Here is a 10,632-nt window from a genome sequence, read left to right on the forward strand (position 1 = left end):
AGATCAACAGACCCTAGTAATCGGGTTCAAATTGTATTTTGTGTAATAAATGATGTAATTGTTGGATTTCAGCTTTTGAAAGTTCAGCCAGCAGATTATGTTCAAATTGTTGCAGCAAGTGAACGATACCGACTTCGGCATGATGTCCTTTTTTAGTCAAAAAAACATTTTTTTGTCGCGCATCACGCGGATTATCTTTGCGTTGTAACAATCCTTTGCGCTCTAATAAATCCAAAATTTTGGTCATGGAAGAGGATTCAATTTGTAGTTGTTTCATCAAACTGGTTTGATTTTGCCCGTTTTCATCAAACAACAACAGCAACACTCGTGCTTGTGACAGTGTCAATCCTTCTTGCTGCAATAGATGATCCAACGCTTTATTGATATTTAAGGTCAGATTTTTCAGTTGCCAAAATGTTAACTTCTGTGCCGAAGGCGGCATAGGATTTTGTGGTTGTTTATCTGAATCCATAACATAAACTCTCGAAAAATAGCGCATTAAGTGAGAATTTAGCATAATTGAAGGTTCTAGCATAGGGGAAGCAAAGGGTTTGTGTTAGAATAGCCCGAAAAAAAAGCCGCCCAAATAATGAGGCGGCTTATTAAACCAAATCGGTTTCAACATATACAGGAAGTAAACTCAAATCCAGCGAACCGGATAAAACACAACATCATACTTAACAACAACACGGTAAATACCGAGTCTGCTATTAAAGCAATGTGGCTATTCTAGGTTTTGCCGCTCAGCGCCACAATTTATATTTTTTTATCATTCGCATAAATAAAACTTATGCGATTTCTGACATTATTTATTTTTGAGTTATTCATAGGACATGCCATGTATAAACGTTTACCACCGTTAAATGCACTCAAAGTCTTTGAATCCGCCGCCCGACATTTAAGTTTCACCAAGGCAGCGGACGAACTGTTTGTTACCCAAGCTGCGGTCAGCCACCAAATCAAATTATTAGAAGAATTTTTAGGTACCGCACTTTTTATTCGTAAAAACCGTGCGTTAGCATTAACGGAACAGGGTAGTGCCTATTTTTACGATATCAATATTATTTTGCGGCGTTTGGTCGAAGTGACCCAAAAATTGCGTCACGACCAACAGGGGTTGACACTGACCATTAAAGTGCCGCAAACCTTTGGGCTAGCATGGTTAGTGCCACAGCTGAGCGAATTTAACCGACTTTATCCGGATATTGAGGTGAATATTCAAGGCTTCGATTATGACGAAAGTGATATTCTCGCCGATGCCGATGTGGCAATTTTCTACGGTAAGGGCGATTGGAAAGGACTGAAAAGCCAGCGGTTGTTAGAAGAGCGGTTGTCTATTTTCGCCTCACCAAAACTGTTACAGCAAAAACCGTTAAATCAATTGGCAGATTTGGCGCAGCACAATTTATTGCATATTCACACTCGTGAAAATTGGCAGCGCATGATTGCCTATTTGAAACTGGACGGGATCAACCTGCATCACGGCGCGATTTTCAGCCATACTTTTATGGCGTTGCAGGCTGCGCTGCACGGGCAAGGTGTGGTGTTGGCGAATAAAATTTTGGCACAACAATACATTAATGACGGTGCGCTGACAGAGGTTTTTTCAACCGATGTTATCGACCCAAAATCGTTTTATGTGGTGTACCATCCCAATTATTCGGATAAAATGCAGACCGTTTCTTTTATCAATTGGATTGTTGAGCATATTCAACAACATCACTGACCAAATTAAGGACCTATATATGGGCAATCGTTTTTTAATTTTTGCTGCCATCAGCGGCTTTTTCTGTGTGGCATTCGGCGCGTTCGCGGCACACGGACTGGAACCGCACTTGAGTTTTTTACAGTTGGACTGGATTGACAAGGGCTTAAAATATCAATTTTTTCATACGTTAGCGCTATTTGCATTGGGGCTGTTTGTCAGCGCCACGCAAAATCAAGCTGTGCCAGCCTGCCGCAACTGTGGCTTAAACTGGATCGGCTACAGTTGGGCAATCGGAATTCTTTGCTTTAGTTTCAGTCTGTATGGCTTGGCATTGACCGGTATCAAAACGTTGGTGTGGCTCACGCCTGTTGGCGGCATCGCCTTTTTAATCGGTTGGGGCGCACTGGTTTTTATCAGTATTGCCAACAGCTTAAAAGCCAGAGGGTAATATTTTGAATAAGTTAGCATTATATTGTCGTGCCGGTTTTGAAAAAGAGCTGGCGGCGGAGATCACTGAAAAAGCCGCAGATTTAGGGATTTATGGTTTTGCCAGAGTGGTGGACAACAGCGGTTATGTGATTTTTGAATGTTATCAGGAAAATGAAGCCGACCGCTTAGCGCAAGAAGTTCAGTTCAAGCAACTGATTTTTGCCCGACAGTTGGTGGTGGTATCTGATTTATTGCAAGATTTAGCGACCGAAGATCGAATCAGCCCGATCGTTGCGCAATATCAACAAAACAGCCTCGTGGATTTTAAACAAAGCACCGAACTGTGGGTTGAAACCGCCGACACTAATGAAGCCAAATCCTTATCTACCTTTTGCCGTAAATTCACCGTGCCGTTGCGCCAACAACTACGTAAGTGCGGTTTGTTGAACTACCGTGAAATCTATGGCAGCGGTGTCACCTTGCATATTCTGTTTATCAACAATGACAGTTGCTATGTCGGCTACTCATATAATAATAACCACGCCCCGCACTTTATGGGAATTCCACGCTTGAAATTTCCCAGCGATGCGCCAAGTCGTTCTACGTTGAAACTGGAAGAAGCGATTCTGACTTTTTTGAGCGAAAAAGAGGAGAAGCAGCGCATGAACAGTGAAAGCAAAGCGGTGGATTTGGGGGCTTGTCCCGGCGGTTGGAGCTACCAATTGGTCAAACGTGGCATGTTTGTCTATGCGGTCGATCACGGTAAAATTGCACCATCGTTAATGGAAACCGGACGAGTCGATCACTGCCCGGAAGACGGCTTTAAATTTCAGCCGCCAAAACGCACTAAAATTGATTGGCTGGTGTGTGATATGGTGGAACAGCCGATGCGAATCACCAGTTTGATGAGCAAGTGGCTGACCAACGGTTGGTGTCGCGAGATGATTTTCAACTTGAAACTGCCGATGAAAAAACGCTATCAGGAAGTGCGGTTATGCCAGCAAAAACTGCACGACGATTTAAGCAAGGCAGGCTTGGGGTTTGAAATCCAAGCTAAACATTTATATCATGACCGTGAAGAGATCACGCTGCATGTGAGAATTAAGTAATTAAATAAACAAGATAGAGGTACAAGATGGCAGATTTACGCGTAGCCGTTGCCGGCGCAGGTGGAAGAATGGGGCGACAACTGATTCAAGCAGTGAATAACGCTGACGGCGTAGTTTTAGGCGTTGCCCTAGAACGTGCCGGTTCAAGTTTGGTCGGTGCAGATGCCGGCGAATTAGCCGGTATCGGTAACCTCGGCGTGGCGGTCAGTGATAATTTGGAAACTGTGAAAGATCAGTTTGATTTACTGATTGATTTTACTCGCCCGGAGGCGACCCAGGGCTACCTTGATTTTTGTGTTGCCAATAACAAAAAAATGGTGATCGGCACCACCGGTTTTGACGACGCGGGTAAACAAGCCATCGCCCAAGCCGCTGAAAAAATGGGCATTGTGTTTGCTTCCAACTACAGCGTCGGTGTCAATTTGGTGTTTAAACTGTTGGAAAAAGCCGCCAAAGTGATGGGGGATTATTGCGATATTGAAGTGATCGAAGCGCACCATCGGCACAAAGTCGATGCGCCGTCCGGCACCGCACTTTCGATGGGTGAGCATATTGCTAAAACGTTGGGGCGTGATCTCAAAACCCACGGGGTATTTGCCCGTGAAGGCATCACCGGTGAGCGCAAACGTGACGAAATCGGTTTTGCTACTATTCGTGCCGGGGACGTTGTCGGCGAACACAGCGTTTGGTTTGCCGACGAAGGGGAGCGGGTTGAAATCGCCCATAAAGCCTCCAGTCGCATGACCTTCGCCAATGGTGCCGTCCGTGCTGCCAAATGGCTGCAAACCAAACACAACGGCTTATTTGATATGACCGATGTGTTGGATTTGAATAACCTGTAATCACAGCAAGCAAAAAGTGCGGTTTATCTGCTGTGGTGGAAATCGTCGGCTAGAGATCGTCGATAATCAGATAAATCTGCTTAATTGGTCCATGCACACCGATGACTTTCACCAACTCAATGTCAGCGGTGGAGCTTGGGCCGGAAATGATATTGATACAAGACGGCATCCGCACACCTTGAGCGGCTTGTTGGTGCAAAATCTCAGCGACTTGCGCCACACGAGGCTGGATACTACTTTTGTTTAGCACCACAATCGATACTTGTGGTAATAAGCTGCTGGAGCGACCTCTTTCTGCGGCGCTGTAAAGCACCACCCCGCCGGATTCAACTAAACCGTATTCGGCAAATACGATGCCGATATTGGCTTTTTCGGCAAAAGTGCGGTTTTCAACCGCACTTTGAGCTGACCAGATATGGGTAGGGTAGTGCGCTTGCACCGCTTGGGTTAAGCCATATTGATTCAAACGCGGATCGTCATTTAAAATCACATCGCCGCCGTGCTGTTGCTCGCATAATGCAAGCAGCGCTGCTGCGGCTTCACTTGGTGTCGTGACGCTGCATTCCACTGCCATCACTTCCTGCGCGACTTTCACAAACTCCTCACAGCGCTGATCTGCGGTTAAATCGGTCAAGCGAGTCGTCGGCTGTGCTGTCACGCTAGAGTAGCGCCCTGCCACGGTTTTTCGTGGCGGACGACCTAATTGTGCCGCTAAATGATCTAAAAATTGTTGTCTGTTTTGTTGATCTAACATGTTGTTATCCTTAATGCTGTCGTCTTTGATGATCAAGTGCGGTTTTTAAACCAGTTGCGGAAGCTTTCGCCTTCGGAACTCGGCAGATCACGGGCTTTCGTCCATTCTGACACAGCGCCGATGTTGATAGGGGCTTTGCCGTTTTTGATCATCTTACGGCTCAGTTTGGCACCGATATTCATCCCGACTTTCCACAGGGTAGGGTGATTGTTTGCTAGGGTGAACATCTTGACCGACAATTTTTCCAATGTTGGCGTGATGCCGAGCTCTACCATTTTACTGCGATGTTTGAGCAGCAAACTTGCCAATGGAATTTTGACCGGGCAAACTTGGTTACACGCAGTGCACAGCGAGCAGGCATATGGCAGATCTTTAAAGTCTTCATAGCCGCCTAAAATTGGCGACAGCACTGAACCGATCGGGCCGGGATAGATTGAGCCGTAACTGTGTCCGCCAATTTGGCGGTAAGCCGGGCAGACATTCAGACAAGCGCCGCAACGGATACAACGCAGAATATCGTTAAATTCACCACCCAACGCCTTGGAGCGACCGTTATCGACAATCACTAAATGGAAATCTTCCGGGCCGTCGGTTTCTCCCACTAAACGTGGACCGGTCAGCCAAGTGTTATAACTGGTCAAGCGTGCGCCGACCGCACTTCGTGCCAATAGCGTAATCAGAATATCCACTTCTTTAAACGTTGGCGCCAGACGATCCATTCCCATCACCGCAATATGGGTTTTCGGTAGCGTGGTTGCCAGCCGCAAATTGCCTTCATTGGTCACCAGACAGACACTGCCGGTTTCGGCAACCGCAAAGTTGCAGCCACTGATTCCGATGTCCGCTTCCAAGAAATCTTGCCGGATTTTGCCACGGATAAACAGGGTCATCTCTTCTGGCGTGGCTTCGCCTTGATAGCCTAATTTGTCTTGCAACACTTTGCGAATTTGATGGCGATCTTTGTGAATTGCCGGCACCACAATATGGGACGGTTTATCGCCGGCAAGTTGCAAAATATATTCGCCCAAATCGCTTTCGATCACCTGAATGCCTTCCGCTTCCAGCACCTTGTTTAAGCCAATCTCTTCGGTAACCATCGACTTGGATTTCACCACTTTTTTAGCTTGCTTTTGTTGCGCGACTTTTTTGATGTAGTCAGTGGCATCTTCAGCGGTGTTGGCAAAGTAAACGTTGCCGCCGTTTTGGCTCACTTTTTCCGACAGTTGATACAAATACGCATCTAAATTCTGCAAAATATGCTCGCGAATCTGTTTTGCCTGTTCACGCCACTCTTCCCAATGGCCGAGTTCGTCCACCATTTTCTGCCGATTGGCGCCGATCCGCTCTTGCGCCATCACCACTGCTTTTCGCATCACGTCATTATGAATTTCGTCATGCAGGCGTGCTTTAAATGATATTTCACTGGTTTTTAATGACATAGTTTCCTCCTAGCGGCTCATTAAGACTTCGGCGATGTGCAACACTTTAATCGGGCTGCCTTCACGCTGTAAACGTCCGCCAATATTGATTAAACAACTAACATCGGCACCGATCAGATAATCCGGCTGTACTTCTTTGATATGTTCGGCTTTTTCTATCACCATTTCACCGGAAATCTCCGCCATTTTGACCGAAAAAGTACCACCGAAACCGCAGCAGGTGGTTTGATTTTGAATCGGCAACAGTTTCAATCCTTCAACATTCTGCAACAGCGTCACCGGTTCGTCTACGACCCCGAGTTTACGAAACAGGCTGCAAGAGGGGTGATAAACGGCGGTTCCGTTCAATTTAGCACCGACCTGAGTGACCTTAAGCTGATTGACAATAAAATCGGTGAGATCGTAAAAACGCTCAGCCAATCTATTGGCACGTTCCGCCCATTCCGGCTCGTCAGGGAAATAAGTGGCATAGGTTTTAATTGCATGCACACAAGAACCGGCAGGGGCGACAATCGGGTAGTCGTTTGCTTCAAAAGTGGTAATTAAGTTTTTGATGGCAGGAATCGCTTGTTGGTTATAGCCGCTGTTTAGCGCCGGCTGCCCGCAGCAGCCCTGTTTTTCTAAAAAAGTGATCTTGCACCCCAACTGCTCCAACAGCAGCACGCTTTGCTTGGCGACATTGGCTTTGAGCGCGTCGGCAATACAGGTGACATAAAAATTGACGTTCATTGTTTACTCCAACAGATGAATTTAATCATGTAAAAATAGGGTGGGGGAGCCCACCCTTTGCAGGGACAGTATTTTGCCCAAATTGTTTTTGGCGATATTACGATAAAATTAATGTGGCAACCAATGCCGCGATAACACCGTAAACCAGCATTGGAATCACGGTTTTCTTGATAATCGTGCCTTCCTGATTTTTTACGTCCAACACTGAACACACCGCAATCACATTATTGATACACACCATATTGCCCATTGCGCCGCCAACAGATTGCAATGCCAGCACTAAAGGCACGGAAAGTGCGGTAGTTTGTGCAATCGAATATTGGATGCCACCGAAAGTTAAATTGGAAACCGTGTTTGAGCCGGAGAAAAATGCCCCGATCGCACCCAAATAAGCGGAAAAATAGGTCCAATTCGCGCCGGTGGCGGCGGCGAAATCCCGTCCGATGGTTTGTACCATTGAATTTTCTCCCCCCAATAGCATCAACTTCACCATAATCAACGCGCCGATTAATGCAAAAAACGGTTTTTTGGTTTGTTGAAAAGTGCTGGAAAAAATAGCTTTGGCGTTGTTTTTATTGACTTTAAACAGCACTAATGAGATTAACACCGTAATAATAAACGGAATCAATGACGGCACATACAGGGTTTTATAACTGTCGCTGACGCCTTGCCCTAAAATATCTTTCAAAGACAAGATCAGGGCGCGGCTGACTTCAAATTGCCCAAATGGTCCCAATGATAGGTTGAACCAAGTGGTGGCATCATTCAATAGCGCTTTAATTCCCAATTGATGAATGCGGGTCACTATTAAAATCAAAATTAACAACATTGTCGGGGTCATGGCTTTCACAATGGTGGCAAACGGCAGTGGAGATTTTTCACTGTTATCGCTGGTTTTGACGAGACCAATGCCTTTATTTGCCAACAAAATGGAGATAAACAGTCCGATTGCGCCACCGACCAACGATGGAAATTCATAGTTGACTTTTGCCAGCAACAGATACGGGATAGTACAAGACAATATGCTAAGGTAGATAAATACAATGTTGTTGCGGATTGCTGTCCAATTGGTGATAAAACGCAACGCAATCAGTGGAATAACAAAGGCTGCAAAGAAGTGGATAATTGCACTTTGGTAGCCGATTTGAAGTAGGGTTTCCTCGCCTAACTTCAACGGCGCAAAGCCAAACCAAGTCGGTGTGCCGACGGCGCCGAAAGAGACCGGTACCGAGTTCATCACCAACGCAAATATCGCTACTTTGATTGGATTAAAGCCTAAACCAACCAGAATTGGGGCAGCAATTGCAGCGGGCGTACCAAAACCCGAAGCACCTTCGATCATAAAGGCAAATGCCCAACCAATAATCATTAACTGTGCAACCGGGTTAGGGTTGATATTCGACAGCCATTGGCGTAATACATTGGTTGAGCCGGAAATTTCCATCATGCGGTTAAATAAAATCGCACCAAAAATAATGGTAACCGGGGTTTGTGTAGCGATGATACCGGAAATCACGTTGGCGTTGATCAGCATGAAATCTTGATCAAAATAGGTCAATTGCAACACATAGACCAATAATGCGATCAGGGGCAGTGCAATAAAAGAGGGCATACTGTTGCGTTTTACCATTAAATAGATGAGTAAAACAATTGGAAAAAGACTAAGCGTTAAAGCCATTTAAAGATCCTTAGTTAAAAGATAAAAAAGTAACCACAAATTATACATTGTTATTAAAGTTGTTATCATAATGTAATAGAAGAAAAATTTTTGTGACAGGATTCGCAAAATTTGTTTTTTTAGTCTTCAATTGGAGAGGATGGTAGCCGTTTGCATATAACTTAAACAGGTAAAAGCCGCACTTTCATTATTTTGATAAAAATATCAATAAATCAAAGTGCGGTTTAGCTGAGAGCAGTGCAGAATTTAGTTTGTGGTTTGTAAATAAACGACCTGTGTTTGCAGATACTCCTCCAATCCGTGTTTGCCATCGGCACCGCTGTTTTCCACCGGGATAGAAAATCGGTGTTAACACGACTTTTCTGAAATGTTGGCTGAGAATCACGATTCTGTACTAGTCACTGCGGTCAATAAAGGCTAAAATATCAAGTATTTTTCAAGCAAAGTGCGGTTATCCGCCACCATCAACAAAACAGGTAAACAAGATGATTGATCCAAATTTACTGCGTAACAATCTGGCGGAAACCGCCGAGAAATTAAAAATTAGACGAAATTTTATACTGGATACTGCCCAAATCAGTGAGTTAGAAGAGCAGCGTAAAGTGTTGCAGGTGAAAACCGAAACCTTGCAAGCCGAACGCAATGCCCGTTCTAAAAGTATTGGGCAAGCGAAAGCACGTGGGGAAGATATTCAGGCATTGCTGGCAGAAGTGGATTCGATGGGTTGTGAGTTGGACGATGCCAAAACCGCACTTGAAGCGGTACAAAGTGAACTGCAACAGATTGCACTGAATATCCCGAATATTCCGGCAGACGAAGTGCCGTTGGGCAAAGATGACAGTGAAAACTTAGAGGTGCTGCGCTGGGGTGAGCCGAAACAGTATGATTTTACGGTACAAGACCACGTTACTTTAGGTGAAGATATTGCAGGTTTGGATTTTACTGCCGGGGTGAAATTAGCCGGTGCGCGCTTTGTGGTGATGAAAGGGCAGATCGCCAAATTACACCGTGCGTTGAGCCAATTTATGTTGGATCTGCACACCGAACAGCACGGCTATCTGGAAACCTATGTGCCGTATCTGGTCAACCATGAAACCCTGTACGGCACAGGGCAGCTGCCAAAATTCGGTGAAGATTTATTTCATACCAATGCACTGGAAGGCGAGCAGCCATATGCGTTGATTCCGACCGCCGAAGTGCCGGTGACTAATTTAATCCGTGGTGAGATTTTAGATGAAGAGAGCCTGCCGCTTAAAATGACAGCGCATACCCCGTGCTTCCGCTCAGAAGCGGGCTCTTATGGACGTGATACGCGCGGCTTGATCCGCATGCACCAGTTTGACAAAGTGGAAATGGTGCAAATTGTCGCACCGGAAAAATCAATGGAAGCCTTGGAAGAACTGACCGGACATGCGGAAAAAGTGCTGCAACTGTTAGGTTTGCCATACCGTAAGGTGTTGTTATGCAGTGGTGATATGAGCTTTGGTTCGACCAAAACCTATGATTTAGAGGTTTGGCTGCCGGCACAAAACACTTATCGTGAGATCTCTTCTTGTTCCAATATGTGGGATTTCCAAGCGCGTCGCATGCAGGCGCGTTGCCGTAGCAAAGGCGATAAGAAAACTCGCTTGGTTCACACCTTGAACGGCTCTGGTTTAGCCGTGGGGCGCACATTGGTTGCGGTGTTGGAAAATTATCAGCAAGCCGACGGCTCTATTGCCATTCCAAGCGTGCTGCAACCCTATATGGGTGGTTTGGCGTTTATTGGAAAATAGATTCTGACCGCACTTTTCAATATTAAATAACAATCCGCACGTGAAACGTGCGGTTTTTCGGCTACCCTATAAGGGCCTAGTACTTCACATGCCCCTCAAGGGGCATGTGAAAAGACTGACAACTGTACAATAACTCTGTGGCTTACCCCTTAAAGGGGTCCACATATTC

General features: G+C 45.6%; 10 protein-coding genes. 5 read left to right on the forward strand and 5 right to left on the reverse strand.

Annotated elements, in window-relative coordinates:
• Nucleotides 1-13 precede the first annotated feature (13 nt).
• Complete coding sequence (locus FHQ30_RS10195) at nucleotides 14-472, reverse strand: MarR family winged helix-turn-helix transcriptional regulator (protein WP_176552643.1); 459 nt, start codon at nucleotides 470-472, stop codon at nucleotides 14-16.
• A gap of 366 nt (nucleotides 473-838) precedes the next feature.
• On the opposite strand from FHQ30_RS10195, the gene FHQ30_RS10200 reads away from it, so the two are divergent.
• Genes FHQ30_RS10200 through dapB form a run of 4 tightly spaced genes read left to right on the forward strand, consistent with a single transcriptional unit; the run spans nucleotide 839 to nucleotide 4,088 of the window.
• Nucleotides 839-1,726, forward strand: coding sequence for a transcriptional regulator GcvA (locus FHQ30_RS10200; protein ID WP_139611510.1), 888 nt, complete (start codon nucleotides 839-841; stop codon nucleotides 1,724-1,726).
• A gap of 19 nt (nucleotides 1,727-1,745) precedes the next feature.
• Nucleotides 1,746-2,156 (forward strand): DUF423 domain-containing protein, encoded by a 411-nt coding sequence (locus FHQ30_RS10205; RefSeq protein ID WP_139611511.1) that lies wholly within the window; start codon nucleotides 1,746-1,748, stop codon nucleotides 2,154-2,156.
• Nucleotides 2,157-2,160: 4 nt separating this feature from the next.
• Nucleotides 2,161-3,246: a 23S rRNA (cytidine(2498)-2'-O)-methyltransferase RlmM gene (rlmM, locus tag FHQ30_RS10210; RefSeq protein WP_139611512.1), complete on the forward strand. Its 1,086-nt coding sequence runs from the start codon at nucleotides 2,161-2,163 to the stop codon at nucleotides 3,244-3,246.
• Nucleotides 3,247-3,272: 26 nt separating this feature from the next.
• Entirely contained in the window at nucleotides 3,273-4,088 is an 816-nt protein-coding gene (dapB, locus tag FHQ30_RS10215) for a 4-hydroxy-tetrahydrodipicolinate reductase (RefSeq protein ID WP_139611513.1), read from the forward strand.
• Between the two features lie 49 nt (nucleotides 4,089-4,137).
• Here dapB and FHQ30_RS10220 read toward each other — a convergent pair whose 3' ends face one another.
• The 4 genes from FHQ30_RS10220 to FHQ30_RS10235 form a co-directional block, all read right to left on the reverse strand.
• On the reverse strand, nucleotides 4,138-4,842 hold the full coding sequence (locus FHQ30_RS10220; protein WP_139611514.1) for a LutC/YkgG family protein: 705 nt from the start codon (nucleotides 4,840-4,842) through the stop codon (nucleotides 4,138-4,140).
• Nucleotides 4,843-4,874: 32 nt separating this feature from the next.
• Entirely contained in the window at nucleotides 4,875-6,281 is a 1,407-nt protein-coding gene (locus FHQ30_RS10225) for a LutB/LldF family L-lactate oxidation iron-sulfur protein (RefSeq protein ID WP_139611515.1), read from the reverse strand.
• Between the two features lie 9 nt (nucleotides 6,282-6,290).
• On the reverse strand, nucleotides 6,291-7,010 hold the full coding sequence (locus tag FHQ30_RS10230; protein WP_139611516.1) for a (Fe-S)-binding protein: 720 nt from the start codon (nucleotides 7,008-7,010) through the stop codon (nucleotides 6,291-6,293).
• 97 nt (nucleotides 7,011-7,107) lie between these two features.
• A complete protein-coding gene (locus FHQ30_RS10235; protein ID WP_139611517.1) occupies nucleotides 7,108-8,688 on the reverse strand; it encodes an L-lactate permease in 1,581 nt (526 codons plus the stop codon).
• Nucleotides 8,689-9,173: 485 nt separating this feature from the next.
• Here FHQ30_RS10235 and serS point away from each other — a divergent pair, with 485 nt between their 5' ends.
• Nucleotides 9,174-10,463, forward strand: coding sequence for a serine--tRNA ligase (gene serS, locus FHQ30_RS10240; protein WP_139611518.1), 1,290 nt, complete (start codon nucleotides 9,174-9,176; stop codon nucleotides 10,461-10,463).
• The last annotated feature ends 169 nt before the right edge of the window (nucleotides 10,464-10,632 follow it).

The sequence above is a fragment of the Testudinibacter sp. 'clade 2' genome, assembly GCF_006227735.1.
GTDB lineage: Bacteria > Pseudomonadota > Gammaproteobacteria > Enterobacterales > Pasteurellaceae > Chelonobacter.